The sequence below is a fragment of the Erythrobacter fulvus genome (assembly GCF_028595285.1).
Taxonomy (GTDB): Bacteria; Pseudomonadota; Alphaproteobacteria; order Sphingomonadales; family Sphingomonadaceae; genus Erythrobacter; species Erythrobacter fulvus.
In genome coordinates this window covers 158,730-184,997 of sequence record NZ_JAQQXQ010000004.1, presented here as the reverse complement: position 1 = coordinate 184,997, position 26,268 = coordinate 158,730, and the positions used below count along the sequence as shown (strand labels likewise).

Here is a 26,268-nt window from a genome sequence, read left to right as displayed (position 1 = left end):
CGTCGATGCTGGGGGGCAATGACGGCGACGGGCGCGACGAACTGGTGCACCGCGAGGTGCCATCGCCCAATCACAATGAGCGCACGCTGCCGATCAGTATGGTGGTGCTGCACTACACCGAAATGAAGCCGGTCGAGGATGCGATTGCGCGGATGTGCGACGCGCAAGCTTCCGTCAGCGCGCATTACTGCATAACCGAGGAAGGCGAGGTGATCCGGCTGGTGTCCGAAGATCGCCGCGCATGGCATGCAGGCGTTTCCTACTGGCGCGGGATACCCGACGTGAATTCGGCAAGCATCGGGATCGAGCTCGATCATCCGGGTCACGGACTTGGCTACCGCCCCTTCGCTGATGCGCAGATCGACGCACTGATCCCGCTGCTGGGCCGAATCGTGAAGCGGTACGATATTCCGCGCGCCAATGTGGTCGGCCATTCGGACGTTGCGCCGATGCGCAAGGTCGATCCGGGCGAGTTGTTCCCGTGGGAACGGCTGGCCGAATACAAGCTGTGCCTGCCGCGTCCGACCAGTCTTGCCGCGGGCGACCCCTTCCACAACGAGGGCGCGTTCTTCCTCGCGCTCGAACGCTTCGGCTACGACATCACCGATCAGCGCAAGGCGGTGGAGGCCTTCGAGCGACGCTGGCGGCCCGAACACATCACCGGGGTGGTTGACGGGGAGATCTCCGCAATCCTGTGGCAATTGCTGCTTGATCGCGATCGGGGGCGGACGCGCTAGTTTTTCCCTGAACCTGCCCCTATATGCCGCAGCATCAGGGGGCCTGAGGCAGCCGCGCGCGTTCTTGTTAAGGCAAGGGGGGCGAGGAAAGTCCGGGCTCCACGAAACAAGGGTGGCGGGTAACGCCCGCCGGTTCCTCGCAAGGGGGGCAAGGGAAAGTGCCACAGAGAGCAAACCGCCGATGGCCCGCTTGCGGGCACAGGCAAGGGTGAAAGGGTGCGGCAAGAGCGCACCGGGGCTCCGGCAACGGGGTCCGCATGGCAAACCCCACCCGGAGCAAGGCCGAATAGGGGCCGCGCGCCCGTCAGCAATGGCGGGTAGGGGTGTTTCGCCCCGAGCGGCCCGGGTTGGCTGCTTGAGCCGTCCAGCAATGGGCGGCCCAGATGAATGGCTGCCACCGCGGGGCCGGTCCTTCGGGATACCGCCTGCGGAGACAGAACCCGGCTTATGATGGCCCCCTGATATCCATCCTCCCGCTGCGGGAACCGCGGCCAAGCGCCATGGTTCTGATCAGCATGAATCGAACACTCTCCATCACTCGCCCTTTGATGCAGCGCCTTGTCGTCATCCTTGCGGTGGTGGTGCAAATTGGCGCAACCTTTTTGCCGTAACTGGGCCTTGGAGAGCCGATTGGTAGCCGGTCGGACAGCGTGCGCACGCTGGTGACGCCTTCAGGCTGGGCCTTTGCAATCTGGGGGCTGCTGTTCACGGGCTCGGCCGTGTTTGCGCTGTGGCAGGCGCTACCCGGGCAGCGCGGCAATGCCCTGCTGGATCGCATCGCTTGGCCTGCTGCGGTCGCGCTGGCAGCGCAGGGCGTGTGGGCGACCTACACCCAGTTCGCCAATCTCACAGCGATCTCGGCGCTCATCATCCTGACCTCGCTTGCAGGGCTGCTGGTGGTGCTGCGCGCGCTGGTCGCGGCGCCCGGTCTTTCACGCGGGGAACGCTGGCTGGTGGCGCCGGTATTCAGCGCGCTTGCTGCGTGGCTGACTGCGGCCAGCATCGTCAACATCTCGGCCACCCTGAAATATTACGGCGTTGGCGGGGGAGCGTCGCAACCCTTGGTCGCGGCTGTGATGGTCGTCATCGGATCGGCGATTGCCGCTGTCGCCACCGCGCGGGTGCGCGGCGCGCCGCTCTACGGTCTTGTGTTCTGCTGGGCGCTGCTCGCGATCTATGCGCGCGGAGGCCAGCAATTTGCCGCCATCGGCTGGGCGGCGATCGCGGGCGGAGCAATGGTGCTGGGCGCGCTGGGGTGGCAGCTTGCGCAGTCCGCCAACCGCCGCCACTGGTTCGGAGCCTAGGCCCGGCCGACGCTCGCATAGGTGAAGCCGGCAGCGCGCATGTCTTCGGGATTGTAGATATTGCGCAAATCCACCATCACCGGCGCGTTCGCCAGTTCCTTGACCCGCTTCAGGTCGAGCGCGCGGAACGCGTCCCACTCGGTCACGATCACCACCACGTCCGCGCCTTCGATCGCGGCATAGGGGCTGTCGCACATGGTCACGTCCGGCAGCAGCGGGCGGGCCTGCTCCATGCCTTCGGGGTCATAGGCGGCGACCGCAACGCCTGCGTCCATCAGCGTCTGGGCGACAGCGATTGCGGGGCTATCACGCATGTCGTCGGTATTGGGCTTGAAGGTCAGGCCCAGCAGTGCCGCCTTCTTTCCGCGAGCCGCATCCGGCCCACCCAGTGCATCGACCACCTTGCGGCCCATCGCCCGCTTGCGACTGTCATTGACCTTCACAACCGCCTCCACGATGCGGGTGGGGCTGTCATAATCTTCTGCCGTCTTGAGCAGCGCCAGCGTATCCTTCGGAAAGCAGGATCCGCCATAGCCGGGGCCGGCATGCAGGAATTTCGGCCCGATGCGGTTGTCCATCCCGATCCCGCGGGAAACGTCCTGCACGTTCGCGCCGACCTTCTCGCACAGATCCGCCATCTCGTTGATGAAGGTGATCTTGGTCGCAAGAAACGCATTGGCGGCGTATTTGATCAACTCGCTGGTGCGGCGCGAAGTGAACAGGAGCGGCGATTCATTGAGGAACAGCGGACGGTAGACTTCGCGCATTACCTCGCGGCCGAAGTCATCCTCGGCACCGATGACGATGCGGTCAGGCCGCTTGAAATCGCCGATCGCCGCGCCTTCGCGCAGGAATTCCGGGTTGGACACGACCGAGAAGCGGTGTGCGGTGCCCGTCTCGCGGATGATCCGTTCAACCTCGTCGCCGGTGCCGACCGGCACAGTCGATTTGGTGACGATCACCGCGTCATTGGCGAGGCTTTCGCCCACTTCCTCGGCAACGGCATAGACGAAGGTCAGATCGGCATGACCGTCACCCCGACGGCTGGGCGTGCCGACTGCGATGAAGATCGCGTCCGCGCCCTTGATCCCTTCTGCCAGCGAGGTGGTGAAGGCAAGGCGCCCGGCCTTGACGTTGTTCTCGACCAGCGCATCGAGCCCCGGTTCGTAGATCGGCATAATCCCGGCGTGCAGACGGTCAATCTTGCCCTGATCCTTGTCGATGCAGACCACGTCATGCCCGAAATCGGCAAAACAGGCCCCCGATACGAGCCCGACATAGCCCGAACCCACCATCGCAATCTTCATGAACAGCCGCCCTTGCGCGAAAAGTCTAAAAAACGCGGCCCCGAATGTTGCGCCGCAGAGCTAGATCGCCCGGTCGCCGTGAGAGATCTCCACCGGTCCGCCATTGCTGGCACAGGCCTGGAGGATCCGTCGCTGGTCACCCTCGAGCACTAGCGCTGTAAGCACACCGGACCGGAAAGCGCCAGTGTCAATGCCGATGCGGTTGCCGCAATCCATCACGCTTTCGAAAATGGTGTGGCCGTGCACAACCACTTTCTCCAGCGGGCCTTCGTGGTTGAGAAAGCGCTCGCGAATCCACAGCAGGTCCGACCGTTTCTGTTCGGACAGCGGGCGGGCGGGATCGATTCCGGCGTGCACGAAAACATAGTCCCCTGCGCGAACCATGGTTTCGAAATTGGCGATGTAGTCACGCTCGCTCTCGGGCACGAGCTTCGGCAACAGCGCAAAGATCTCTTCAAGCGAGAGCGCGTTGAACTGCTTTTTTGACAAGCCGTAGCTCAGCACTGTCTCGCGCCCGCCGTGCTTGAGGAAATGGCGCAGCGCTTCGGGTTTTTCGAAGGCAGCGAGGAACATTTCCTCGTGATTGCCGGCCAGAACGCGAACCTTGCGGCTCTGCTGCCACACGCGTGTGCGGGCAATGACGCCGGCGCTGTCCGGCCCGCGGTCGACCAGATCGCCGAGCAGCACTATGCGGGTCTCGGCGGGCGACTCCCTCCGGTCGTCTTCCTCGATGGCGGCAATCAAGGCATCGTACAGATCGAGCCGTCCGTGAATATCGCCGATCACGTAATAGCGCGTGCCTGCCGGCACTGCGGGCAGCCGCGGCGACTGTTTGGTGCGGAAGAGATCGCGCAGTTTGTTGAGCATGGGCTGTTTGCAGATCCGGTTCGGAGAGGGCCGACAGGACGGTAAGGGCAAGCCTGCTCGCCTGATCTCCTGCAATGGCCGGGCGTTTAGCCATGATGCCGCGCAACTGCAACCGAGCGAGCGGGAATTCGGCCGGAGAGTGCAAATTGTGCGTTCAGGTCAAATTCGAACCTTCGGATATGTCATATCTTGCGTTCCTTTATCTTCAAGGATATGAATATTACCAGCCTGAATGGGGTCATTCGCCAAACGAAATGACGGTCGGGCACGCAGGTGGGACAACGACCTACAACAAAACAGGAAGTTGTCATGTCCTATACCTTTCGCGGCCTCTCCGCCGTTTCCGTCGTCATCTGTCTTGCCGGCGCTGCGCCCGCTTTTGCGGCCGATGAACAGAGCGCCGACGATTCGTTCACCGTAGTCGAAGCCGCTCCCGTATCTGCGCCCTCCACATCGACTTTCGCGCTTGCTGCAAGCGAACGCGCCATTGCGCCAATCGCACCTGACGCCAGCCGGGCCGATGACGAACCCGCATCTGCCATTACCGTTTCGGGCAGCGCGACGCTGACTTCCGACTATCGTTTCCGCGGTGTCTCGCAGACTGACGAGGGGCTCGCGGTGCAGGGCGGTATCACCATCAGCCACGAAAGCGGTTTCTACGTCGGCGCCTGGGGTTCGAACCTGGCGGGTTGGGGTACCTTCGGCGGCACCAATACCGAACTCGATCTGATCGCCGGTTTCGCCTTCCCGGTCGGCGAGGGCACGCTGGATACGGGCGTTGTGTGGTACATGTACCCGAGCGGGGCTGACACCACCGACTTCGCCGAACTCTATGCCAAGCTTTCGGGTGATATCGGCCCGCTTTCGCTGACGGCGGGCGTCGCCTATGCGCCCAATCAGGAAGCGCTGGGCAAGGTGTTCCTGACCGGCGCGGCTGCCGCTGCCGGGCTTCCCGACGATCCGGGCGACAAGGAAGACAACCTCTACCTGTCGGGCGATGTGGTTTACGGCATTGCCGACACGCCGATCAGCCTGAAGGCGCACCTCGGCTATTCCGACGGCAATGCGGGCCTTGGTCCGAACGGCACCAGCATTGCGCCGACCGGCACCTATTTCGACTGGTCGCTGGGTGCCGACGTGTCGCCGATCGAGGGGCTGACCCTGTCGGTCGCCTATATTGATACCGACATTTCCGCTGCCGAAAGCGCCTATCTGCTGCCGAACTTCTCGAAGCTGGCAGGCGGGCAGATCGCCGATGCGACGGTAGTGTTTTCGGTCACCGCTTCGTTCTGATGCAGGGGGCAGGGGCGGGCTCAGGCCCGTCCCCGTTCCGCCTCAATCGAGCGAGAAGCTGACCGTGGTGACGACGCGCACCTTCTTGTAAGGGCTGTCGGCCATGCCCCAGCCACCGGACTCCCCGTCGCGCGCCTCGATGGTGAAGTATCCCTGCGTGGCGTCCCTGATCTTGCCCACGTCAGAGCCCGAATCCTCGGCAAACTGCTGTGCTGCGGCGCGCGCGTCTTTGGTCGCTTCGGCCACCATCTCGGGCTTGATGTCGTTCAGCCTCGTGAAGGTGTAGCTCATCCCCGAGCCTTCTTCGAGGAACACCCCGCGCCCGACCAGATCGAACTGGCGGGCAACCGCCTTTTGCGCGCGGGCGATATCCTCGCTCCGCAAGGCGAGCCGCTGCCGCACGGTGTAGGTCGTGACGCCTTCATTGCTGTAGCTCGAAACGTTCGCGCCGGTCGGTTGCAGGGCGTCGGCTGGAAAGCCCAGATCCTTGAAAAAAGCTTCGATGGCCTGCGTGTCGCGGCGGACCTTGTCCTGCGCCTGGGCAAGGCTGGTGGATGAGGCGGAATAGGAGATCGTCCAGGTGGCAAGGTCTGCGGTGACATCGCGTTCTGCGAGGCCGCGCACCGTCACCGCGCGTTCGGCGTCCTTGGCCCGCAGCAAACCGTCTCCGAGCAGGTATCCCCCGCCGATGATCCCGAGACCTGCGATTGCAGCGGTACCGAACCAGCGCAGTGTGGCTGCGTCGCGCGGAAAGGGGCGTTCATCAATCGCGGGTTGCGCCGCAGGCTCGCTCATCGCATTGTCCTCCTCGAAGTGTTGGTGCGACGAGTTGTGCATCACTGTCGATGAACCGTTTTTGAATGAAGGTTGCCATGGTCAAATATCTCCACTCCATGATCCGCGTTACCGATCCGGATGCGACGGTCGCGTTCTTCAGGCTGATCGGTCTGGAGGAAGTGCGCCGCTTCGATGTCGAGGCAGGGCGTTTCACGCTGATCTTTCTTGCCGCGCCGGGGCAGGAAGGCGTGGCCGAGGTCGAATTGACCTACAACTGGCCGCCCGAGGACGGCAGCGCGCCCGAGGCTTATGATGGCGGGCGCAATTTCGGCCACCTCGCCTACCGCGTAGAAAATATTTACGAGACCTGCCAGCGCCTGCGGGATGGCGGTCATATCATCCACCGGCCGCCGCGTGACGGGCACATGGCATTCGTGAAGTCGCCCGACGGGATCTCGGTCGAACTGCTACAGGAAGGCTATCTCGAACCGGCCGAGCCCTGGGCCAGCATGGAGAATGTCGGTAGCTGGTAAAGCCGGTGGGCCAAATCTCCTTCACAAAGTAAACCGACCCTAAACTATCAAAATATTCCAAGCCGTTGCATATTATGCAGGGCCGCGATAGTCTGGCGACTTACACGGGAGAAGGGGGGTCGCCTTGTCCATCGGAGATCTTGGCCTGTGGCAGTGGCTCGCACTGCTTCAGCATGAATTATTGCTGTTCGCCGGGATCTTTTTCCTGATCGGTGCGGCTGACGATCTGGCGGTTGACGGGCTGTGGCTGTGGCTGCGCGCAACCGGGCGGGGGAAAGCGCCGGTTCGGCGCCGTGCCGCATTGGTCAACCGCCCGCTGCACGCGCCGGCAGCGGTGCTGATCCCGGCGTGGCAGGAAGCCGCGGTGATCGGCGATACGATCGCGCACCTGCTGGCAAGCTGGCCGCAAGCGACGATGCGGCTTTATGTCGGCTGTTACCGTAATGATCCCGCGACGCTGGCTGCCGCGACGGCGGCTGCAAAGGGCGATCCGCGCCTGCGGCTGGTTATCCATGACCGCGACGGGCCGAGCACGAAGGCCGACTGCCTCAACCGCCTTTATGCCGCAGTGGCAACCGACGAGGTGCGCTCGGGCCGGCGCTATGCGATGGTAGTGTTCCACGATGCCGAGGACATGGTCGATCCCGCCGCGCTCGGCCTGCTTGATGAGGCCGTTGCCGAGGGTGCGGACTTCGTCCAGCTGCCGGTCGAGCCGCTGGTGCAGCGGCACGGCACCTGGTTCTCGAACCAGCTCGGCAGCCATTATTGCGAGGAATTCGCCGAGGCACACGGCAAGGCGATGGTTGTGCGTGACTGGCTCGGCACAGGCTTGCCGGGCGCAGGCGTGGGATGCGCGGCCGGACGCGGCGCGCTTGAACGGCTGGCAGCCGCTCATGCGGACGGGCAACCCTTCGCCAGTGGCTCGCTGACCGAGGATTACGAACTCGGACTGGGCATTGCGGCGGCAGGGGGGCGTTGCCGGTTCGTCCGCATGCGCGGCGAGGACGGAAGCCTCGTGGCAACCCGCGCTTTCTTTCCCAACCGTTTCGATCATGTAGTGCGCCAGAAGGGCCGTTGGGTGCTCGGTATCGCCTTGCAGGGATGGGACCGGATCGGCTGGGCGGGCGGGCTGCTCGAGGGCTGGATGCGCGCGCGAGACCGGCGCGGCCCGCTTGCCGCGCTGGTGCTGTTGACCGGCTACGCGCTGGTCGGGCTCACCGCGCTCGGCGGCGTGGCGTTGATCGCAGGCGCGGGGGAGCCGGTGCCTTTGACCCCGCTGCTAAAAGCGCTGCTGATCGCCAATCTGGCTGCGTTCGGCTGGCGTGCGGCCATGCGCTTTGCCTTTGCCGCACGCGAATATGGCGTTTCCGAAGGCGCGCGGGCGGTGCTGCGGCTGCCGCTGGCCAATTTGGTCGCAATTATCGCCGGACGCAGGGCGGTGTTTGCCTATATCCGCACACTGAGGGGAAGCGCCGCAGCGTGGGACAAGACAGAACATGACGTGCATCCGCTGCGGTTGGGCCTCGCGGCGGGAGCTTCTGGCAGATGACACCCGCGGCGAAACCTGCACGAATGCGCGGCGCGCCGGTGGCGGTGATCGGGCTTGTGCTTGCCGCGTGGATCGGCGGGCGGGCGCTGGTCTGGGAAAGTCCGTTTGCGGTGCCCGCACCATTCGCGCCTTTCGCCGGGGCGCAGGTGCCAGAAACCATACAGCCCGCCGCTGTGCCGCCTGCGCGCATGCAGGCGACCGCCGCGCCTGCGCGCGTGCCCTTGGCCCGCACACCCGAACGAGCGATCGGCAGTGACGGGGCCTTCGCTATGCTGGGTAGCGGACTGTCGGTGGGAATGGACCCGAGTATGGCCGCCGCGCACCAATTGCTGTGGCGCAAGGCCATGCGCAGGCCGGCCAGGCGAGTGCCGGTAAATGCCATGCCGGTGATGGCGTCGTGGGCGATGCGCGAGGCTCCGCCGTTCCTTCCCGATGCGTCGCCGGCCAAGGCTAAGGCTAAGGGGCAAGGGCGTTGGTCGGCGGCGGGCTGGGGCTTCTTGCGGCAGGGATCCAACGCTGCGCCAATATCGCAGGGGCGGGTGCCGATCTACGGCGCGAGTCAGGTCGGCGCTGTGCTGCAATATCGTGTTGCCCCTGATGATCCCCGCGATCCTCGGCTATATGCGCGGGCGTATCGTGCGCTGGTGCGACGCGGGGAAAGCGAGCTGGCGCTCGGTGCTTCCGCTCGGCCGCTACCGGAGCTGCCTGTGCGTGCCTTTGGCGAGCTGCGCTACACCGAAAGCGCTTTCCGTTCCGAAACCCGTCCTGCCGCCTTTGCTGTGACAGAGATCGCACCGGTAGACTTTCCGCTCGACACCCGGCTGGAAACCTATGTCCAGGCCGGTTGGGTTGGCGGGACCGATGCAACCTTGTTCGCCGACGGACAGGCCAGCCTGACCCGCGAGATCGACGCTGTAGCGCCCGCCTTTGACAATGCCCTGCGGTTCAGCCTCGGCGTCGGCGCATGGGGCGGGGCGCAGGAAGGCGCGCACCGCGTCGATCTTGGCCCGACCATACGGTTCGATTTGACGCTGGGCGATGTGCCCGCCCGCCTCGCGGTGGACTGGCGCGAGCGGGTTGAGGGCAATGCCGGGCCGGATTCGGGGTTGGCGGTAACGCTTTCGACCAGCTTATGACATTTGCCTGCGCCAATCCGCAACCGGGATGGCTTTGCGTGAAATAACCCCGTTACTGCGGCTTTCATCGCCTGTGCCACTCGGCTAATCGCAAAGCATGGACGTGTACCTGCCCATTGCGAATCTGTCGGTCAACGGCCTGTTTATCGTGCTGCTGGGCGTGCTGACGGGTATCCTGTCCGGGCTGTTCGGCGTGGGCGGCGGGTTTCTGACCACGCCGCTGCTGATCTTTTACGGCATTCCGCCCACGGTCGCCGCGGCTTCCGCCGCCACGCAGGTGACGGGTGCAAGCGTATCGGGCGTGCTCGCCCATTCACGGCGCGGCGGGGTGGATTACCGGATGGGCACGGTAATGGTCGGCGGCGGGATTGTAGGTGCGCTGATCGGCGCCGCGCTGTTCCGGCTGCTGCAGGCGCTGGGCCAGATCGATGTGGTCATCAACATCCTCTATGTGCTGATGCTGGGCTCGATCGGCTCGCTGATGATGCGCGAGGCGGTAAGCGCACTCAGGCCCTCGCTGCTGGGCAAAGCCGGAGCGCCGGTACGCAAGCGGCGGCACCATCCGCTGGTCGCGAGCCTGCCCTATCGCTGGCGGTTCTATGCCTCGGGCCTATACATTTCCCCGCTGGCGCCGCTGATCCTCGGGATGCTGGTGGGTATCCTGACCATGCTGATGGGGGTGGGCGGCGGCTTTCTGCTGGTGCCGGCGATGCTGTATATTCTTGGGATGAGCGGCAATGTCGTGGTCGGCACCTCGCTTTACCAGATCCTGTTTGTGACGATGGTCACCACCATGACCCACGCGCTGACCACCAAGGCGGTGGATATCGTACTGGCCGCGCTGCTGTTGCTGGGATCGGTGATGGGTGCGCAGTTCGGCACCCAGATCGCGTTGAAGGCGCGGCCCGAATACCTGCGCCTCGCGCTCGCCGCGCTGGTGATCGTGATCGCCTTGCGGATGCTTTACGGGCTCGGTGTGCAGCCTGATGAAATCTACACGGTGGCGCCGCTGTGAGACGCATCGCTGCCGCCTTGCTGTTGCTGCTGGCCGCGCCGCTGCTGTCCGGGCAGCGCGAACCGATTCTGGTGCCCGAAGTCAGCCAGTCGCGGATCGAGGTGCGGCAGGGCTTCACCGGCGCCAATCTGCTGCTCTACGGCGCGGTGATTGCACCCCCTGGCACGTCCGACGACTACGACATCGTGGTGGTGGTGAAAGGCCCGACCGAACCGGTGCGGATCCGCGAGAAGGATCGCATCGCCGGCATCTGGATGAACGCCGGAGGCAGCGATTTCCGCTCCGCGCCCTCGTTCTTCGCGGTCGCCTCCTCGCGCCCTATCGAAGAGATCGTCGATGAACGCACCGCGGCGATCTTCGAACTGGGGACCGACTTCATCCAGCTTTCCCCCTCCGGCCAGATCGATCCCGAGGAACAGGCGCGGTTCGCGCGCGGGCTGGTCGTCCTGCGCGAGAAGCAGGGATTGTATCAGGAGAATCCGGAGGGCGTGCGGATCAGCGAAGGCGTGCTCTATCAGGCGCGCATCGTGCTGCCGTCCAACGTCACCACCGGCAACTATACCGCCGAAACCTTCGCCATTGCCCGCGGCCGCGTGCTCACGAGCGCGACGGCGCGGATTGCAGTCGAGAAGGTCGGCCTGGAAGGGCAGGTGGTGATCGCCGCGCAGCGATGGTCGTTCATCTACGGGCTGGGCGCGATTGTCCTGTCGCTGGCGATGGGCTGGATTGCCGGAAGGCTGTTTGCGCGCGGCTGAGGCGCCGCCATGTTGACCCGATCTTAACCCCGCTTCTCCTATCCCTGCGTGCAATTGTTGCATCTGGCGCAGGGAAAGGCGCGAATGACCGATCACGGCAGGCAGGATTTCGAACGCTTTACCGGTCCGGCGATCGAGGGCGAGGACGACATGTCCGCGCAGGCCGGCGGCATGCCCGACAATTCGCGCCTGCCGATCGGCGTGGTGCTGGAGATTTCCGGCTCCGGCTCGCAGATCGCCTTTGACCTACAGCGCATCAATGATTGCATGAAGGACCCCGATCCTTCCGTGGCCCTGGCAGGTCAGGTCGGCAGTCAGATCAAGATCCGCGTGGGCGATGCCTGGCTGCTTGCCAGCGTCCGCGACCAGCGCAAGGATCGCCGCAGCGAAGGCGGGGTTATCGCCCATATCGACTTCCTCGGCGAAGGCGGCGAGGAAAAGCTGACTGGGCGTATCCACGGATTCAAGCGCGGCGTTACCCGCTACCCCGTGCCGGGCGCGATGGTTTATCCCGCCACGACCCGCGATCTCGAACAGATCTACGCCAGCGACGGGCGTGCCAGCATCACCATCGGCAAGGTGTTCCCCACCCGCGATATCCGCGCCGGGCTTTATATCGACGCGATGCTGGGCAAGCACTTCGCACTGCTCGGTTCGACCGGTACCGGTAAATCGACCAGCGCTGCGCTGATCCTGCACAAGATCTGCGAGGCCGCGCCCAAGGGTCACATCGTGATGATCGACCCCCACGGCGAATATTCCGCCGCCTTCCGCCAGACCGGGCAGATCCTCGACGTTTCCAACCTGCAGATGCCCTATTGGCTGATGAATTACGAGGAACACTGCGAAGTGCTCCTTTCCAGCAGCGGTAACGAACGGCAGGTCGACGCCGACATTCTGGCCAAGTGCCTGCTCGCCGCGCGCTCCAAGAACCGTCTGGCACAGGGCCTGGGCAAGATCACGGTGGATTCGCCGATCCCCTATCTGCTGTCGGACCTCAGCAACATCCTGCAGGACGAGATGGGCAAGCTCGACAAGGCGACCTCGTCCGCACCTTACATGCGGATCAAGGGCAAGCTCGACGAACTGAAGGCCGATCCGCGTTACCAGTTCATGTTCTCCGGCATGCTGGTCGGCGACACCATGACCGCCTTCATCAGCAAAATCTTCCGCATGCCCGGCCAAGGCAAGCCGATCTCGATCATCGACGTGTCGGGCGTGCCTTCGGACATTACCTCGACGGTGGTGGCGGTGCTCAGCCGCCTCGTGTTCGACTTCGCGATCTGGGGACGCGAGGAAAAGACCCGGCCGATCCTGCTGGTGTGCGAAGAGGCGCACCGCTATGTTCCGAACGAGAAGAACTCGGACGGTTCCTCGGTCGCCAAGATTCTCAGCCGTATCGCCAAGGAAGGGCGTAAATACGGCATCAGCCTTGGCCTCATTACCCAGCGTCCCTCGGACCTTGCCGAAGGCGTGCTGTCGCAGTGCGGCACGATCATCGCGATGCGCCTCAACAACGATCGCGACCAGGCCTTCGTGCGCTCGGCCATGCCCGAAGGCTCGCGCGGGTTCCTCGATTCGATCCCGGCGCTCAGAAACCGCGAATGCATCATCTGCGGCGAAGGCGTGGCGATCCCGGTCCGCGTCACTTTCGACACGCTCGAGGAACACCGCCGCCCCGCTTCGGAAGACCCGAGCTTCGTCGATCTGTGGAGCAAGGACGGCGGCGAGGAAGAACTGGTCGAGCGCGTGGTGATGCGCTGGAGAAGCCAGGGTTAAGGGGTAGGGTCTCCTTCTCGCTTTGGTTCGGACCCGCAGAGGCGGGCCCGCAAACAGTCATGTTCCCCGCGTATCCCCGTACAGATGGATATGCAGCCGGTCGCTCATCCTGAAGCCGTGCGCAAGGCACAGCTGCGATAGCCACGCCTCGCGCACGCGCAGCGTTGCGCTGTCGGTGCCTTCGGGCATCAGGAAAATGCGCTCGGGCCGGAAGCGGTAGCGTTCTTGCAGCGCCGCCACCTCGGCCACATCGTCGGGCGAAGCAACCACGAACTTCAGGAAGGCGCGCGGATCGCCCGCCCATGCGTCGAGCCGTTCGGGGATCAGCGCCAGATCGGCCGGATTGCCGCTATGCGCCAGCTTGGGGCTGACATTGTACTGATCGACCCGCACGTCGAGCCGCGCCGGAGGGGCCACGGTGCCGTTGGTCTCGATCTCCACGGCGATATCCGGCAGATGCCCGAGCATCTCGGCCAGCGCGCCCGCCTGCAACAGCGGCTCGCCCCCGGTGATGACGAGGCGCTTCTGGCCCAGCATCGCAATCCGTTCGGCAGTCTCGGCAGGCGAGAGCGTCAACTGGTTGGCCTTGCGGTCATAGGCCACCCCGTCGCGATGCGGGCGATTGTCGCCCTCGAACCGCCAAGTATAGGCCGTGTCGCACCATGTGCAGGCGAGATTGCAGCGGCTGACGCGCACGAAGGCGACCGGCATCCCGGCGCTCGGCCCTTCGCCCTGCAAGCTGGCGAAAATCTCCGGCCCGCCCGCATCGTCCGTGGCAAGGACAAGGTTCATGCCGGCTTATCTGCCAAAGGTGACGAAGTATACACGGTGTATACTTCTGCAGATAAGAAAAAATGGCTTATAATCATTGGGATAGACTTCTCCTTCCGATGCGGACGAACACGGGGGCAAGAGGCATTTCGGGTGTCGCAGCGCCGGATCATCCCCGGCCTATGCCACGAATCCCGCCGGTAGGAAATTTCCGGCGCCTTGGCTGGCGCGGGGTGGCCGATTGCATCGAGAATGGTTGGGGACCGTTCGCCGCAGGGTGCGGCCGGACAATGCCGCTTGAGCGAAACCGGGGCAGGAGCTAGACGGTCTTCAGGGAACGGGGAAAATCTATGAAAGCGGGAATTTTTGCGGCTGCTGTTGCCATATCAGCCCTTTTGCCGTCGATGGTGGTGGCGCAGACAACCGTCATTCACGCAGGCCGCTTGATCGACGTGCCCGGCGAAGCGCCGCGTGGACCAGCAACGATTATCGTGGAGGATGGCCGGATCCTGTCGGTGACAGACGGGCATTCGGACGTTCCCGCGGACGCCCGGGTCATCGACCTGCGCGATCACACCGTGCTGCCCGGACTGATCGACAGCCATGTGCATTTGACCAGTGATGCCGGCGGGCTGGCCGGACAGCTTGAGGCCGTCACCCTGTCTCCCGCTGCGCAGGCCTTCAATGCGCAGGCGAACGGGATCAAGACGCTGCGCGCAGGCTTTACCACGGTGCGGAATCTGGGCGACGGCGACGGCGCGGTCTTCGCGCTGCGCGATGCGGTCAACGCCGGCAAGGCGATGGGGCCGCGGATCATCGATGCCGGCAGCAGCCTGTCGGGCACAGCCGGCCACTCCGACGACGCGCTTGGCTATCGTGACGAACTGCGCCCGTTCTTTGCGGGAGCGGCGAATACCTGTGACGGGGCAGAAGACTGCCGCCGCGCGACGCGGCAACAGATCGGGCGCGGCGCTGACGTCATCAAGATGACCATAACCGGCGGGGTCAACAGCCGAATAGGCGCAGGCCTGGGCAGCCAGATGTTCGATGACGAGGCGGCGGCGATCGTGGCCACCGCGCGGATGTTCGGGCGCAAGGTGGCGGTCCATTCGCATGGCGCAGACGGGACTCTTCAGGCACTGAAACTCGGTGTCGATTCGATCGAACACGGCACGATGCTGACCGACGACGTCATCGCCTTGTGGGCGAAGAGCAAGACCTACTATGTCCCGACGCTGTCGACAGTGAACGGGTACAAGGAAAGGCTGGCGGCCAATTCTGCTGCCTATGAGCCGGATGTCCTTGCCAAGATCCAATGGCGTATCGGCATCACCGGCAAAACGCTTCAGGTGCTGGTCCCGCGCGGTGTCCGGATTGCCTTCGGCACCGACGCCGGCGTGTCGAAACATGGCCGCAACGCCGACGAATTTGAACTGATGGTCGAAAACGGGATGACGCCCGAAAGCGCCCTGATCGCAGCCACAATCAACGCCGCTGATCTGCTTGGCCTGTCTGAAGAGATCGGCACGATCGCACCGGGCAAAAGCGCGGACATCATCGCGGTTGCCGGTGATCCTTTGACGGATGTTTCGGTTTACAAGGATGTCCAGTTTGTCATGGCGCGCGGCAAGGTTATCGATCTGGAATAACCGGCCGGTTCGCCGCGTCCTGAAAGCGGGCGCGGCGCCAATCTGTTGCGCTGGTTTGCGCCTTTAGCCCAGCCGCGCCAGCGCCGATGTCAGCCGTTCGACTTCGCCCTGGTGGTGGGCGAGATCGGCGCGGGCTTTTTCGACTGCTTCGGGTTTGGCTTTCTCGACAAAGGCGGCGTTGGACAGGCGGCCTTCAAGGCTCTTGGCTTCCTTGGTGCTGGTCGCCAGCGCCTTTTCGAGCCGGGCCTTTTCGGCGGCGATATCGACGACCCCTTCGAGCGGCACGATGAACACGTCCTCGCCCGCGGTGACCTGCATGGCCGGGCCTGCGGGAGCTTCGCCGATCGTCACCGGCGCAAGGCGCGCCAGACGCTCGATCGCGGCGCTGGAGCGTTCGATGGTGCGCGCAGCGACGTCTGACGGAGCAGCGAGCCACGCCGCCAGCTTTGCCCCCGGCGCGATGCGGAGTTCGTTCTTCGCCGAGCGGGTGTTGGTGGTGAGGTCGATCACCCAGTCAATGGCGTCGGTCGCTTCCTTGCTCACTTCCGCTTGCGGCGCCGGCCACTGCGCAAGGATCAGTTCGTAAGGCCGCGCGCCCAGCTTGTGCCACAGCTCTTCGGTTATGAAGGGCATGAAGGGGTGCAGCATGACGAGGATCTGGTCGAGCGCCCAGCCGGCCACTTCGCGGGTTTCCACCGCAGGCGGGCTGTCGGCATCCCCGTTAAAGAGCGGCTTGATCAGTTCGAGATACCAATCGCAGAACTTGCTCCAGGTGAACTGGTAGATCGCATTGGCCGCCGCATCGAAGCGCAGATCGGCCATGGCGCGTTCGATTTCACCGACGCAGGCCTGCACCTCGCCGATGATCCACTGGTTGGCGGCAAGCCGCGCGGGCGGGGCCTTGATCGTGGAGGACGCACCGATGCCGTTGGACTGGCAGAAACGCGCCGCGTTCCACAGCTTGGTGGCGAAGTTGCGATACCCTTCGACCCGCTTTTCATCCATCTTGATGTCGCGGCCCTGGCTTTCCATCGCCGCCATGAAGAACCGCAGCGCGTCCGCCCCGTACTGGTCGATCAGGCCAAGCGGATCGACGACGTTGCCCTTGGACTTCGACATCTTTGCGCCGTCGGCGGCACGCACAAGGCCGTGGAGATAGAGCTTGTCCCAGGGCTTCTGCCCCATGTTGTAGAAGCCCATCATCATCATGCGCGCATCCCAGAAGAACAGGATGTCGAAGCCGGAGATCAGCAGGCTGTTGGGGAAGTGTTTCTGGAGCAGCGGCGCATCGCTCTCCGGCCAGCCGAGCGTGGCGAAGGGCCACAGCGCGCTAGAGAACCACGTGTCGAGGACGTCCTCGTCCTGCGTGAGTTTGACGCCTTCCCCGGCCAGCGCCTGCGCGGCAGCCTCGTCTTCGGCCACGAAGCAACGGCCATCATCGGCGAACCACGCCGGAATCCGGTGCCCCCACCACAGCTGGCGGCTGACGCACCAGGGCTGGATGTTTTCCATCCAGTTGAAGAAGGTCTTTTCCCACGTCTTGGGCACGATCTGGATTTCGCCGGACTTCACCGCCGCGATCGGCTTCTTCGCCAGTTCCGCTGCGTTCACATACCACTGGTCGGTCAGCCACGGCTCGATCACCACGCCGCCGCGATCACCGAAAGGCGTCGCGATCTGGCGCGGTTCGGCGTCGTGTTCGATTTCCTCGCCGTCCTTGCCCCTGGTGATGTGCGGGATGAGGAAGCCCTGTTCCTTCATCCGCCGGACAACCAGCTCGCGTGCGCCGTCGACGCCGTCACGCTTGAACCGGTGCAGGCCGAGGAATTCCTCCGGCACCAGCCCGTCTGCAGTCTGGCACACGTTCGCTTCGGCATCGAGCATGTTGAGCATCTCGCCCGCTGCGATTCCCGCCCGCTTGCCGACTTCGAAGTCGTTGAAATCATGGCCCGGCGTGATCTTGACGCAGCCGCTTCCCAGTTCGGGATCAGCGTGCTCGTCGGCGATCACCGGAATACGGCGGCCGGTCAGCGGCAGGATCACATGCTTGCCGACAACGCTGGCATAGCGTTCGTCCGCCGGGTTCACCGCCACGGCCATGTCGGCCAGCATGGTTTCGGGACGGGTGGTCGCCACTTCGAGATAATCGCGCCCGTCGGGCAGGGTGACCCCGTCAGCCAACGGATATTTGAAGTGCCAGAAGCTGCCTGCCAGCGTCTGCTGTTCGACCTCAAGATCGGAAATCGCGGTCTTCAGCTTCGGGTCCCAGTTCACCAGTCGCTTGTCGCGGTAAATGAGGCCGTCGTTGTAGAGATCGACGAAGGTCTTGATCACCGCGCGGGTGAAGTGCGGGTCCATGGTGAACTGTTCGCGGCTCCAGTCCATCGAACAGCCCAGACGGCGCAGCTGGTTGGTGATGGTGCCGCCGCTTTCGGCCTTCCACTCCCACACTTTCGCCACGAAATCCTCGCGGCTGTAATTGGTGCGCTTGTCCTGCCGCGCCTCCAGCTGGCGTTCGACCACCATCTGCGTGGCGATGCCTGCGTGATCGGTGCCGACCACCCACAGCGCATCCTTGCCCCGCAGGCGTTCATAGCGCACCACCACGTCCTGCAACGTGTTGTCGAGCGCGTGGCCGATGTGCAGCGAGCCGGTGACGTTCGGCGGCGGGTTGACGATGGTGAAGGCTTCCGCGTCGGGGCGTTCGGGACGGAACAGGCCGTTCGCTTCCCAGTGGGCATACCAGCGCGCCTCGATTTCGGCGGGGTCGAAGGTGGTGGGCAAAGTGTTGCTCATGATGGGCCGCGCCATGCCAGCAGCGATGCTGCGATGCAACGGACAAGACGCGCAGGCGCGCCCGAACCCTGCGCGAGAGCCTTGTCGAAGGCCGAAAATCTCCCCATAGCTTGCTCGTAATGGAGGAAGCCGCGCAATATTCGCTGGTGGAAGACGGCGCGGGACATTCCCGGCTGGTGCTGTCGGGTCAGCTAACGCTGGCCGCGATCGGCCCGTTCGAGCGCGCGCTGCAAACCCTTTCCGGCCCGGTGGCGGCGGTCGACCTGTCCGATGTCGACGATATCGACACGGTCGGCGCATGGGTGGTGCTGCAATTCGCCCGCGCGCATGATGCCGAGATCACCGGTGCGAGCGAGGCGGCGCAGCGTCTGCTGGGCGCAGTCCGCGGGATCGAGGCAAGCAGCGATATCGGCCCTGATCGTCTGCCGGTGTGGGAACGCGTGCCGGTGGCGCTGGGCGAAAAGGTCTATGCCGGGCGCTCGGGCCTTTACGGCGTGGTCGGCTTTTTCGGGCAGATCCTGATCGGGGTCGGCAGCCTGATCCGCCACCCGACGCGCTTTCCGTTCAAGGCGCTGGTGCACCAGATGGAACTGGTCGGCGTCACCGCGCTGCCGATCATCGGGCTGATGAGCTTCCTGATCGGCATCGTGATTGCCCAGCAAGGCTCGGTGCAGCTCGAACAATTCGGGGCCGAGGCGCTGACCGTCAATCTCGTCGGGCGTATCACCCTGCGCGAGCTGGGCGTGCTGATGACCGCGATCATGGTCGCAGGCCGTTCGGGCAGCGCCTTTGCCGCGCAGCTCGGCACGATGAAGCTGACCGAGGAAATCGACGCGATGCGCACCATCGGCATCTCACCGATCGAGGTGCTGGTGATCCCGCGAATCGTCGCGGCGACTTTAATGATGGTGCTGCTGGGCTTCTATGCCTCGGTCGTGGCGATTGTCGGCGGGGCAGTGGTGGGCGACCTGACGCTGGGCATCCCGTTCTGGACCTTCCTTGACCGGATTCACGACGTGGTGCCGACGCACGATCTGTGGGTTGGCCTGATCAAGGCGCCGGTGTTCGGGCTGATCGTCGGGCTGGCGGGCTGTTACAACGGGTTGCAAGTGCGCGGCAATTCCGAGGAAGTCGGCCGCCGCACGACCATGGCGGTGGTCTCTGCCATTTTCGCGGTGATCGTGCTCGACGCGTTCTTCGCGGTGTTCTTTACCGAAGTGGGCTGGGGCTGATGAGCGGACATTATCATTCCCCCGACGAACCGCCCCCGATCGTGGTCGAAGGGCTGGCCAACCGTTTCGGCGATTTCGTGGTCCACGAGAACCTCGACCTGACCGTGCGGCGTGGCGAAATCCTTGGCGTGGTGGGCGGATCGGGTAGCGGCAAATCGGTGCTGATGCGATCGATCATCGGCTTGCAGCGCCCCAGCGCCGGACGGGTGGAGGTGTTGGGCAGAAACATCACCGACATCGATCCCGACAGCAATATCGGGGTGCGCTGCCGCTGGGGTGTGCTGTTCCAGGGCGGCGCGCTGTTCTCAACCCTGACGGTGGGCGAGAACGTCGAAGTCGCATTGAAGCAGTTCTATCCCGATCTCGATCCCGTGCTGCGCGCCGAGATCGCGCGTTACAAGGTGATCTTGTCGGGCCTGCCCGATAGCGCGGTGGCCAAATATCCGTCCGAATTGTCGGGCGGGATGAAGAAACGCGCAGGGCTGGCGCGGGCGCTGGCGCTCGATCCGGAACTGCTGTTCCTTGACGAGCCGACCGCCGGGCTCGACCCGATCGGCGCGGCCAAGTTTGACCGCCTGACCCGCGAGCTTAAGGAAACGCTGGGCCTCACCGTGTTCCTCATCACCCATGATCTCGATACGCTTTACGAGATCTGCGACCGGGTGGCGGTGATCGCCGAAAAGAAGATCATCGCGGTCGGCACGATCCCCGAACTGATCGCGACCGGACATCCGTGGATCGAGGAATATTTCAATGGCCCGCGCGGCCGTGCGGCCAGGGCCTCGCACGAGCGCGCGAAAGGATAAGGGCGAGAGAATGTTGGACATCATCGCCCGGCGGGCTTCATAGGGAACGCACATGGAAACGAGAGCGAACCATCTCTGGGTCGGTGCGGTAACGCTGGTGCTGCTGGCGGGGCTGGCGGCGTTCATCGTCTGGATCGCGCGGCTGGGGCAGGGCGAACAGGATGAATACGACATCTTCTATGCCCAGTCGGTGTCGGGCCTCGCCAATGGCAGCGAAGTCAGCTTTGCCGGGGTTCCGGTGGGGCAGGTGAAGGAAATCTCGCTGGCTGACGGCAATCCCGAATTCGTCCGGGTGCGGATCAAGGTGCGCGACGATGTGCCGATCCTGGTCGGCACGCAGGCGACCATCCAGGCAAGCTTCACCGGGGTGTCCACCATCCTGCTGGACGGCGCGCGCAAGGATGCACCGCCGATCACCTGCGAAACCACCGCCTGTCCCGAAGGCCGCCCGGTCATCCCGCCGGGGCGCGGGGGCTTTGGCGAAATCGTCGCCAACGCGCCGCTCCTGCTCGAACGGCTGACGACGCTGACCGAACAACTGAACACCATCCTCGGGCCGGAAAACCAGCAGGAGATTGCCGGAATTCTGCGCAACACCAACCGCCTGTCGGGCGGCCTCGCCGAGGCGACCCCGGCGCTGGTCGCCAATCTCGAACAGTTCCAGACCACGCTCGAGGAATTCAACCAGACGCTCGATTCGATCGAGAAACTGACGCTCACCACCGAAAAGCTCGTGAATGACGAGGGCAAGCCGCTCGCCGCCGAACTGCGCGCGACACTGCGTTCCGCCAATGCCGCGGCGGCATCGCTGGCGGCGACGCTGGAGGATACGCGTCCGGCGGCCAAGCAGCTGCGCGAAAGCACGCTGCCCAATGCCGAGGCGACCTTGCAGGATCTGCGCGCTACCAGCCGTGCGCTGCGTTCGATCACCGAAAAGCTCGAAAGCGAAGGCGCGGGCGCGCTGGTGGGTGGCAAGGCGCTGCCGGATTACAAGCCGTGAAGGATATGGCCGTGAAGCACAAAGGCATGACGAATCTTGCCAGGCGGATTGCCGCGCCGGCGTTGCTGGCGCTGGGGCTTTCAGGCTGCATCAGCCTTGGCGGCCCCCCGCCCGAAAGCCTGCTGACCCTCAGCCCCACAGAGCGTGCGCCCGTCGGCAGCGGCGCCGCCGCCGCGCCCGATCGCAAGGTGATCGCGGTGCTGGCGCTCGACGCCCCGGCCAAGCTCGATGTGCTGCGCGTGCCGGTGCAGGTGTCCGACACCGAACTCGCCTATCTTCAGGATGCCTTCTGGGTGGAAAAGCCCGCGCGCCTGTTCCGCCACCTGCTGGGCGAGACCTTGCGCGCCAAAAGCGGCGGCGCGGCGCTGGTGCTTGACGGGGACGAGACCGTGGCGCTCGCTACCACGACCTTGCGCGGCACGCTGATCGACATGGGCTATGATGCGTCCACCTCGTCGGTTGTGGTGCGTTATGACGCGATCCGCGTGGATGGCGAGGGCAATGCCACCACCCGCCGTTTCGAAGCGCGCGAAAGCGGCATTCCGCCAGAAGCGCGCGCAGTGGGCGCGGCGCTCAACCGGGTAGCCAATCAGGTCGCGGGCGAGGCGGCGGAGTGGGTTGTGAATTGAACGCTTGACGGGGCGGGCGGTCTGACCCTCAGCAACGCGCCAGCCGCGCAAAGCCGCAGGCACGCAGGAAATCGGCCTCGCGCCGGGCACGGCGTTCCTCTGCCTCTTCGTCGCGGCCCCATAGCTCGGCCTGCCATTCCTCTTCGAGACAGGCCGCCTGCCACAGCGCCAGCGGTTCTTCCCCGTCAGCCGCGTCGAGCGCGGCTAGTGCAGTGACGAGCGAGGCGGCGAGCTTGGTCATCGCCTCCACCCCTGCCAGCGCGAAGGGATCAAGCGTCGTCAGTTTCGTCTGCAATGTCGCCAGCGTTTCGGGCGGCTGCGGGCGGTGGAGCACGCCGCTGACCCGCACCAGCGTGATGCCGTGCGCGGCCTCGAAAGCGGAGAGCAGCGGCTCCCACACGGCCTGCTGGCGGGCGTGCAGCGGCTCGTCAGGATCGGCGCGGTAGCACAGCGTATCGGTTTCGGCATAGGCGATCAGACCGGCGGCAATCGTTACCGGATCGGAGGCGACAACGTCGATCGCATAATCCGCCATGTCGCGCAGCGGCAGGCTTTTGGGGTCGATCTTTTCGCCCTGCCGCCGCCATTCGGCTGCCAGTGCCTCGCCCAAGCCCTGCGTCGGCACCAGTTGCGCCGCGCCGCCCACGGTTTTCACGCCGCGCCCGTCGAGCAACACTTGATACCCGAGGGTTTGGGCGCCCGGTACCTCCCCGAGCGTCACGTCCTTGTAGAACCTGCGGATCATTTCCTGCTTCCGTCTCCGGCATTCCAGCTGCGCGCGATGAAGCGCGGCAGGAAGAAGAATTCGAGCATCCCGATCACTGCCAATCCCGCACCCAGTGCCCAGGGCAGGTCGATCAACCCGCGCACGATGGCAAAGCCGAACATCACCATCACGATCCCGCCGAAGCGCAGCGCGTTGAGGATGATGAAGCGTTGCCGCGCCTGGCGTTCGACCGCTTCGCGGGACTGCCGGTTCATGGCAGCGCCTCCTCCAGCGCGCGTTCGAGTGCCGCGACGCTTTCGGCGACGCTCACAGCGCCGCTTGCGATGAGTTCTGCCGGGGCGTGATAGCCCCACGCCACGCCCAGTCCGCGCACTCCGGCGCTGCGGGCCATCAGCATGTCGAAGCTGGTATCGCCGATCATCACCGCTTCATGCGGCTGCGCCCCGGCTTCGAACAGTGCGGCTTCCAGCATCGCGGGGTGGGGCTTGGAGGGGTGGCGGTCCGCAGTCTGGAGCGAGACGAACAGATCGGCAATGCCATGCGTGGCAAGGCAGGCGGCGAGCCCGCGGTCGGACTTGCCGGTGGCGACCGCAAGGCTCCACCCGGCGTCGCGCAACCCCGCCAGCAGTTCGGCGATACCGTCATAGAGCGGCTCGTCCAGCAGGCCTTCCTCGCGCCGCGCCCGGAAGCTGGAGCGGTAGAATTCGGTCACCGCGCGGTTCTGTTCGTCGGAAAGATCGGGCGAAAGCGCGCGCACGGCGGCAGGCAGGCTGAGGCCGACGATGCGCCGCACCGCCGCGGTGTCCGGCGCAGCCAGCCCCGCGCGGGCAAAGGCGCGGTCCATCGCCCAGCAGACATCGGCCTGCCCGTCGACCAGCGTTCCGTCGCAATCGAACACCGCGAGGCGCATCGCGCTCATGTCGCAAAGCTCCTGACCAGATGGGCAAGCGCGGCCTTCCCGGCCTCGTCCAGCCCCCCGGCGATGCGGGCGCGTTCGGCGGCAGACTTCTTCTGCGATAGCTTGAAGGTGGGGCGTCGCTCGGTCACCTCCATCGCGAAGCCGGTAATGCCCTTGAACAGCCCGGACCACACCTTCTCTGAGGATTCTTCCGCCCGCCACGGCTCCCCGCCAAGCTTGCTTTCATGCTTGGCGATGGCCTTGTGCAGAAAGGCCTCGAGCGCTGCGTCATCCATCCGTTGGACCCGGCCTTCTAGCTCAAGCGCGACGTAATCCCACGTCGGCACGGTGTCGCGGTTTTCGTACCAGCGCGGAGAGACATAGCCGTCCGGACCATTGACCACGATCAGCGCGGTTGCGCCGTCGAGATAAGGGGTCAGCGCATTGCTGCGCGCAAGGTGGAACTGCACCGCGCCATCGCCGGTCGAGATGAGCGGAGTATGCGCCACGCGCGGCCCGTCGGGCGTCTGCGCGAAGACCATGCCGAAACCGATCTCATCGATCAGGCTGTCGCACAGCGCCCTGTCATCGGTGCGGAAGAGCGGATTGGGGTGCATCAGCGCCGCGCGCCCTTGCTGCCGCCCTTTGGCTTGGGCTTGCTGCCCGCCTTCAGGCCGGGCTTGGCCTTGGGTTTGGGCTTTGCCTTGGCTTTCGGATTAGCGGCTCCGCGTGCGCGGCGGGGCGCGCGGGTTTCCTTGCGCGCCTGTTTGAAGTGGCGGCGGGCGGCCTGCTTTTTCTCTTCCGCCGATTTCTCAGGTGTCTCTTCGCGCAAGGGAGAGGCGTCGGACAGCGACGGATCGAAGCCCAGCGCTTCCATGCTGGCGGCGAAGTGATGCGGCAGTTCGGCAGTCACGTCGAGCTTGCCTCCCCCCTCCTTGTTTTTGGCCCCTTCGCCGGCCTTGGGCTCGGTGATGATCAACCGCCGCGCGTGGAGATGCATCTTGCGGCTGATAGCGCCGGTCAGAAAGGCATCCTGCCCGCCATACTTGCCGTCGCCCACGATCGGGTGGCCGATTGCCGCCATGTGGACGCGCAGCTGGTGGGTGCGTCCGGTGAGCGGTTCCAGCTCCACCCACGCCGCGCGCTGGCCCGCACGGTCGACGACGCGGTAACGGGTCTTGGCCGCCGCGCCGTTCTCCTCGTCGATATGCATCTTCTCGCCGCCGGTCCCCGGCTGCTTGGCGAGGGGCGCGTCGATCACGCCTTCGGCCAGCTGCGGCACGCCGACAACCAGCGCCCAGTAGACCTTGCGCGCGCTGCGGCTGGCGAAGCGTTTGGAGAAACTCGCCGCGCTGCCCGGGGTGCGCGCGATTAGCAGCACGCCCGAGGTATCCTTGTCGAGCCGGTGGACCAGCCGCGGGCGCGGGGTGCGTTCATCGGTGACGAAGGCATCCAGCAGGCCGTCGACATGCTTGGTCGTCTTGCTGCCGCCCTGCGTGGCGAGGCCGGGGGGTTTGTTGAGCACGATCGCGGTGGGCGTTTCGCGGATCACCATGTCCCGCGCCTCGGCGATCTGTTCGGGGCTTAGCGTGCGGACGCGCGGAGCGGATTTGCGCGGTGCAGTGTCCTCGCCGCCCGGCGGAACGCGCAGCACCTGTCCCGCCGCCAGCCGATCTTCCGGCTTGGCGCGCTTGCCGTCGACCCGGATCTGCCCGGTGCGCGCCCAGCGCGACACGGTGGCAAAGCCGACCTGCGGCAGATTGCGCTTGAACCAGCGGTCGAGCCGGATGCCGTCGTCATCCTCGTTCACGGTGAACTGGCGGACATTGTCGGCGGAATTTTCGGTGGGGGTCTGGGTCATGAAACGCTCTGCGCGGCGACAAGGCCGACGATCATCGCAGCCATCCCGGCAATCAGCGAGGCTGCGGCATAGCCGAAAGCCAGACCTGCCTGTCCGCGGTGGAGCATGGTGACGAGTTCGGCGCTGAAGGCGCTGAAGGTGGTAAAGCCGCCCAGCAGGCCGACGCCCACCAGCAACCGCATGGTCTCCGCGGTCTGTCCGCCGATGGTCCCGCGCGCCAGCCAGCCCAGCAGCGCGCCCATCGCAAGGCTGCCGACGATGTTGACACTCAGCGTGGCCCAGGGGAAGGCATTGTCCGGCCCGGCCAGATGCGACACCGCGCGTCCGGTCTGGTAACGCAGCACAGCGCCCACCGCACCGCCAAGGGCGACGTTGAGGCTTGCGGAAATGGGGGAGAGTTCACCGGCCATCGCCCGCCCATAGCGGCGACGGGCCGTTCTGCCTAGCACGCGCCGCGATGCCAATGCCGCTTCCGGATGCGCTGACGGGTTGCCTTTCGGGCGCTGTTGGATTATCGGGGCGCGGTTTGGAGGGCGGTTCCCCTTGGGATTCGCCCGCATTTCATTGGCAATTCACCGCGCATCCCCGCGAGAATCGAGGCGGGCTCTGTGTGTTTGAGGAACTGAGGTAGTCGTCTTCTATGCAAATCATCGTTCGCGATAACAATGTCGATCAGGCCCTGCGCGCGCTCAAGAAGAAGCTGCAGCGCGAAGGCGTTTATCGCGAGATGAAGCTGCGTCGCCACTACGAAAAGCCGAGCGAGAAGCGCGCCCGCGAAAAGGCTGCCGCCGTGCGCCGCGCCCGCAAGCTCGAGCGCAAGCGGATGGAGCGTGACGGGAGCAAGTAA

At 64.9% G+C, this 26,268-nt stretch carries 26 protein-coding genes and 1 other RNA gene; 16 read left to right on the top strand and 11 right to left on the bottom strand.

Features of this window, described 5'->3' with window-relative positions; genetic code table 11:
* Positions 1 to 5: 5 nt before the first annotated feature.
* The 3 genes from OIK40_RS06795 to OIK40_RS06785 all read left to right on the top strand — a co-directional run bounded on the left by OIK40_RS06795 (position 6) and on the right by OIK40_RS06785 (position 2,041).
* Positions 6 to 737, top strand: coding sequence for an N-acetylmuramoyl-L-alanine amidase (locus tag OIK40_RS06795; protein ID WP_273677266.1), 732 nt, complete (start codon positions 6 to 8; stop codon positions 735 to 737).
* A 36-nt stretch (positions 738 to 773) separates the two neighbouring features.
* Positions 774 to 1,201, top strand: an RNA gene (rnpB, locus tag OIK40_RS06790) — RNase P RNA component class A.
* 186 nt (positions 1,202 to 1,387) lie between these two features.
* Positions 1,388 to 2,041, top strand: coding sequence for a TspO-related membrane protein (locus OIK40_RS06785; RefSeq protein ID WP_273677264.1), 654 nt, complete (start codon positions 1,388 to 1,390; stop codon positions 2,039 to 2,041).
* Here the strand turns inward: OIK40_RS06785 and OIK40_RS06780 are convergent.
* Positions 2,038 to 3,348: a UDP-glucose dehydrogenase family protein gene (locus OIK40_RS06780; RefSeq protein ID WP_273677263.1), complete on the bottom strand. Its 1,311-nt coding sequence runs from the start codon at positions 3,346 to 3,348 to the stop codon at positions 2,038 to 2,040. The genes OIK40_RS06785 and OIK40_RS06780 overlap by 4 nt on opposite strands.
* A gap of 60 nt (positions 3,349 to 3,408) precedes the next feature.
* Complete coding sequence (locus OIK40_RS06775) at positions 3,409 to 4,215, bottom strand: metallophosphoesterase family protein (RefSeq protein WP_273677431.1); 807 nt, start codon at positions 4,213 to 4,215, stop codon at positions 3,409 to 3,411.
* 309 nt (positions 4,216 to 4,524) lie between these two features.
* Between OIK40_RS06775 and OIK40_RS06770 the strand changes: the two genes are divergently transcribed.
* Positions 4,525 to 5,508: a TorF family putative porin gene (locus OIK40_RS06770; protein ID WP_273677262.1), complete on the top strand. Its 984-nt coding sequence runs from the start codon at positions 4,525 to 4,527 to the stop codon at positions 5,506 to 5,508.
* 42 nt (positions 5,509 to 5,550) lie between these two features.
* Here OIK40_RS06770 and OIK40_RS06765 read toward each other — a convergent pair whose 3' ends face one another.
* On the bottom strand, positions 5,551 to 6,303 hold the full coding sequence (locus OIK40_RS06765; protein WP_273677261.1) for an SIMPL domain-containing protein: 753 nt from the start codon (positions 6,301 to 6,303) through the stop codon (positions 5,551 to 5,553).
* Between the two features lie 77 nt (positions 6,304 to 6,380).
* Between OIK40_RS06765 and OIK40_RS06760 the strand changes: the two genes are divergently transcribed.
* The 6 genes from OIK40_RS06760 (at position 6,381) to OIK40_RS06735 (ending at position 13,052) form a co-directional block, all read left to right on the top strand.
* Positions 6,381 to 6,818: a VOC family protein gene (locus tag OIK40_RS06760; protein WP_273677429.1), complete on the top strand. Its 438-nt coding sequence runs from the start codon at positions 6,381 to 6,383 to the stop codon at positions 6,816 to 6,818.
* A gap of 124 nt (positions 6,819 to 6,942) precedes the next feature.
* Positions 6,943 to 8,367, top strand: coding sequence for a glycosyl transferase family protein (locus tag OIK40_RS06755; protein WP_273677259.1), 1,425 nt, complete (start codon positions 6,943 to 6,945; stop codon positions 8,365 to 8,367).
* A gap of 23 nt (positions 8,368 to 8,390) precedes the next feature.
* Positions 8,391 to 9,503 carry a hypothetical protein gene (locus tag OIK40_RS06750; protein ID WP_273677258.1) on the top strand — a complete coding sequence of 371 codons (1,113 nt, stop codon included), beginning with the start codon at positions 8,391 to 8,393 and terminating at the stop codon, positions 9,501 to 9,503.
* Between the two features lie 97 nt (positions 9,504 to 9,600).
* Positions 9,601 to 10,518 (top strand): sulfite exporter TauE/SafE family protein, encoded by a 918-nt coding sequence (locus tag OIK40_RS06745; protein ID WP_273677257.1) that lies wholly within the window; start codon positions 9,601 to 9,603, stop codon positions 10,516 to 10,518.
* Positions 10,515 to 11,273: a TIGR02186 family protein gene (locus tag OIK40_RS06740; protein WP_273677255.1), complete on the top strand. Its 759-nt coding sequence runs from the start codon at positions 10,515 to 10,517 to the stop codon at positions 11,271 to 11,273. The genes OIK40_RS06745 and OIK40_RS06740 overlap by 4 nt, the downstream gene beginning before the upstream one ends.
* A gap of 84 nt (positions 11,274 to 11,357) precedes the next feature.
* A complete protein-coding gene (locus OIK40_RS06735) occupies positions 11,358 to 13,052 on the top strand; it encodes an ATP-binding protein (RefSeq protein ID WP_374211791.1) in 1,695 nt (564 codons plus the stop codon).
* Positions 13,053 to 13,109: 57 nt separating this feature from the next.
* Here OIK40_RS06735 and OIK40_RS06730 read toward each other — a convergent pair whose 3' ends face one another.
* A complete protein-coding gene (locus OIK40_RS06730) occupies positions 13,110 to 13,844 on the bottom strand; it encodes a 7-carboxy-7-deazaguanine synthase QueE (protein WP_273677253.1) in 735 nt (244 codons plus the stop codon).
* A 329-nt stretch (positions 13,845 to 14,173) separates the two neighbouring features.
* Between OIK40_RS06730 and OIK40_RS06725 the strand changes: the two genes are divergently transcribed.
* Entirely contained in the window at positions 14,174 to 15,472 is a 1,299-nt protein-coding gene (locus OIK40_RS06725) for an amidohydrolase family protein (protein ID WP_273677251.1), read from the top strand.
* A 63-nt stretch (positions 15,473 to 15,535) separates the two neighbouring features.
* Here the strand turns inward: OIK40_RS06725 and OIK40_RS06720 are convergent, their stop codons facing one another.
* The gene (locus OIK40_RS06720) at positions 15,536 to 18,268 is read right to left on the bottom strand and encodes a valine--tRNA ligase (protein ID WP_273677249.1); all 2,733 of its coding nucleotides are present in this window, start codon (positions 18,266 to 18,268) and stop codon (positions 15,536 to 15,538) included.
* A 119-nt stretch (positions 18,269 to 18,387) separates the two neighbouring features.
* On the opposite strand from OIK40_RS06720, the gene OIK40_RS06715 reads away from it, so the two are divergent.
* From OIK40_RS06715 to OIK40_RS06700, 4 genes are read left to right on the top strand one after another with little or no spacing between them, the layout of a single operon-like run.
* Positions 18,388 to 19,500 (top strand): ABC transporter permease, encoded by a 1,113-nt coding sequence (locus OIK40_RS06715; protein ID WP_273677247.1) that lies wholly within the window; start codon positions 18,388 to 18,390, stop codon positions 19,498 to 19,500.
* Positions 19,500 to 20,306, top strand: a complete 807-nt coding sequence (locus tag OIK40_RS06710; RefSeq protein WP_273677246.1) for an ABC transporter ATP-binding protein — start codon at positions 19,500 to 19,502, stop codon at positions 20,304 to 20,306. Before OIK40_RS06715 ends, OIK40_RS06710 begins: the two co-directional genes overlap by 1 nt.
* Positions 20,307 to 20,358: 52 nt before the next feature.
* Complete coding sequence (locus OIK40_RS06705; protein WP_273677243.1) at positions 20,359 to 21,306, top strand: MlaD family protein; 948 nt, start codon at positions 20,359 to 20,361, stop codon at positions 21,304 to 21,306.
* A 26-nt stretch (positions 21,307 to 21,332) separates the two neighbouring features.
* Positions 21,333 to 21,935, top strand: a complete 603-nt coding sequence (locus OIK40_RS06700) for an ABC-type transport auxiliary lipoprotein family protein (protein ID WP_273677241.1) — start codon at positions 21,333 to 21,335, stop codon at positions 21,933 to 21,935.
* A gap of 28 nt (positions 21,936 to 21,963) precedes the next feature.
* On the opposite strand, the gene OIK40_RS06695 is transcribed toward OIK40_RS06700, so the two are convergent.
* From OIK40_RS06695 to crcB, 6 genes are read right to left on the bottom strand one after another with little or no spacing between them, the layout of a single operon-like run.
* The gene (locus tag OIK40_RS06695; protein WP_273677426.1) at positions 21,964 to 22,677 is read right to left on the bottom strand and encodes an ATP12 family chaperone protein; all 714 of its coding nucleotides are present in this window, start codon (positions 22,675 to 22,677) and stop codon (positions 21,964 to 21,966) included.
* Positions 22,677 to 22,916, bottom strand: coding sequence for a hypothetical protein (locus OIK40_RS06690; RefSeq protein WP_273677239.1), 240 nt, complete (start codon positions 22,914 to 22,916; stop codon positions 22,677 to 22,679). The genes OIK40_RS06695 and OIK40_RS06690 overlap by 1 nt, the downstream gene beginning before the upstream one ends.
* Positions 22,913 to 23,572: an HAD-IA family hydrolase gene (locus OIK40_RS06685; protein WP_273677425.1), complete on the bottom strand. Its 660-nt coding sequence runs from the start codon at positions 23,570 to 23,572 to the stop codon at positions 22,913 to 22,915. Before OIK40_RS06685 ends, OIK40_RS06690 begins: the two co-directional genes overlap by 4 nt.
* Before the next feature lie 5 nt (positions 23,573 to 23,577).
* Positions 23,578 to 24,177 (bottom strand): FMN-binding negative transcriptional regulator, encoded by a 600-nt coding sequence (locus OIK40_RS06680; RefSeq protein ID WP_273677237.1) that lies wholly within the window; start codon positions 24,175 to 24,177, stop codon positions 23,578 to 23,580.
* The gene (locus tag OIK40_RS06675; RefSeq protein ID WP_273677235.1) at positions 24,177 to 25,421 is read right to left on the bottom strand and encodes an RluA family pseudouridine synthase; all 1,245 of its coding nucleotides are present in this window, start codon (positions 25,419 to 25,421) and stop codon (positions 24,177 to 24,179) included. Before OIK40_RS06675 ends, OIK40_RS06680 begins: the two co-directional genes overlap by 1 nt.
* Positions 25,418 to 25,831: a fluoride efflux transporter CrcB gene (crcB, locus tag OIK40_RS06670; RefSeq protein ID WP_273677234.1), complete on the bottom strand. Its 414-nt coding sequence runs from the start codon at positions 25,829 to 25,831 to the stop codon at positions 25,418 to 25,420. The genes OIK40_RS06675 and crcB overlap by 4 nt, the downstream gene beginning before the upstream one ends.
* Positions 25,832 to 26,061: 230 nt before the next feature.
* Between crcB and rpsU the strand changes: the two genes are divergently transcribed.
* The gene (rpsU, locus tag OIK40_RS06665) at positions 26,062 to 26,268 is read left to right on the top strand and encodes a 30S ribosomal protein S21 (RefSeq protein WP_273677232.1); all 207 of its coding nucleotides are present in this window, start codon (positions 26,062 to 26,064) and stop codon (positions 26,266 to 26,268) included.

Coding starts and splice junctions, on each gene's coding strand:
- OIK40_RS06685 (WP_273677425.1), bottom strand. CDS start 23,572: ATGCGCCTCGCGGTGTTCGATTGCGACGGAACGCTGGTCGACGGGCAG.
- OIK40_RS06710 (WP_273677246.1), top strand. CDS start 19,500: ATGAGCGGACATTATCATTCCCCCGACGAACCGCCCCCGATCGTGGTC.
- OIK40_RS06705 (WP_273677243.1), top strand. CDS start 20,359: ATGGAAACGAGAGCGAACCATCTCTGGGTCGGTGCGGTAACGCTGGTG.
- OIK40_RS06725 (WP_273677251.1), top strand. CDS start 14,174: ATGAAAGCGGGAATTTTTGCGGCTGCTGTTGCCATATCAGCCCTTTTG.
- OIK40_RS06700 (WP_273677241.1), top strand. CDS start 21,333: ATGACGAATCTTGCCAGGCGGATTGCCGCGCCGGCGTTGCTGGCGCTG.
- crcB (WP_273677234.1), bottom strand. CDS start 25,831: ATGGCCGGTGAACTCTCCCCCATTTCCGCAAGCCTCAACGTCGCCCTT.
- OIK40_RS06745 (WP_273677257.1), top strand. CDS start 9,601: ATGGACGTGTACCTGCCCATTGCGAATCTGTCGGTCAACGGCCTGTTT.
- OIK40_RS06715 (WP_273677247.1), top strand. CDS start 18,388: ATGGAGGAAGCCGCGCAATATTCGCTGGTGGAAGACGGCGCGGGACAT.
- OIK40_RS06675 (WP_273677235.1), bottom strand. CDS start 25,421: ATGACCCAGACCCCCACCGAAAATTCCGCCGACAATGTCCGCCAGTTC.
- OIK40_RS06775 (WP_273677431.1), bottom strand. CDS start 4,215: ATGCTCAACAAACTGCGCGATCTCTTCCGCACCAAACAGTCGCCGCGG.
- OIK40_RS06720 (WP_273677249.1), bottom strand. CDS start 18,268: ATGAGCAACACTTTGCCCACCACCTTCGACCCCGCCGAAATCGAGGCG.
- OIK40_RS06760 (WP_273677429.1), top strand. CDS start 6,381: ATGGTCAAATATCTCCACTCCATGATCCGCGTTACCGATCCGGATGCG.
- OIK40_RS06795 (WP_273677266.1), top strand. CDS start 6: ATGCTGGGGGGCAATGACGGCGACGGGCGCGACGAACTGGTGCACCGC.
- OIK40_RS06735 (WP_374211791.1), top strand. CDS start 11,358: ATGACCGATCACGGCAGGCAGGATTTCGAACGCTTTACCGGTCCGGCG.
- rpsU (WP_273677232.1), top strand. CDS start 26,062: ATGCAAATCATCGTTCGCGATAACAATGTCGATCAGGCCCTGCGCGCG.
- OIK40_RS06680 (WP_273677237.1), bottom strand. CDS start 24,177: ATGCACCCCAATCCGCTCTTCCGCACCGATGACAGGGCGCTGTGCGAC.
- OIK40_RS06780 (WP_273677263.1), bottom strand. CDS start 3,348: ATGAAGATTGCGATGGTGGGTTCGGGCTATGTCGGGCTCGTATCGGGG.
- OIK40_RS06690 (WP_273677239.1), bottom strand. CDS start 22,916: ATGAACCGGCAGTCCCGCGAAGCGGTCGAACGCCAGGCGCGGCAACGC.
- OIK40_RS06765 (WP_273677261.1), bottom strand. CDS start 6,303: ATGAGCGAGCCTGCGGCGCAACCCGCGATTGATGAACGCCCCTTTCCG.
- OIK40_RS06750 (WP_273677258.1), top strand. CDS start 8,391: ATGCGCGGCGCGCCGGTGGCGGTGATCGGGCTTGTGCTTGCCGCGTGG.
- OIK40_RS06770 (WP_273677262.1), top strand. CDS start 4,525: ATGTCCTATACCTTTCGCGGCCTCTCCGCCGTTTCCGTCGTCATCTGT.
- OIK40_RS06730 (WP_273677253.1), bottom strand. CDS start 13,844: ATGAACCTTGTCCTTGCCACGGACGATGCGGGCGGGCCGGAGATTTTC.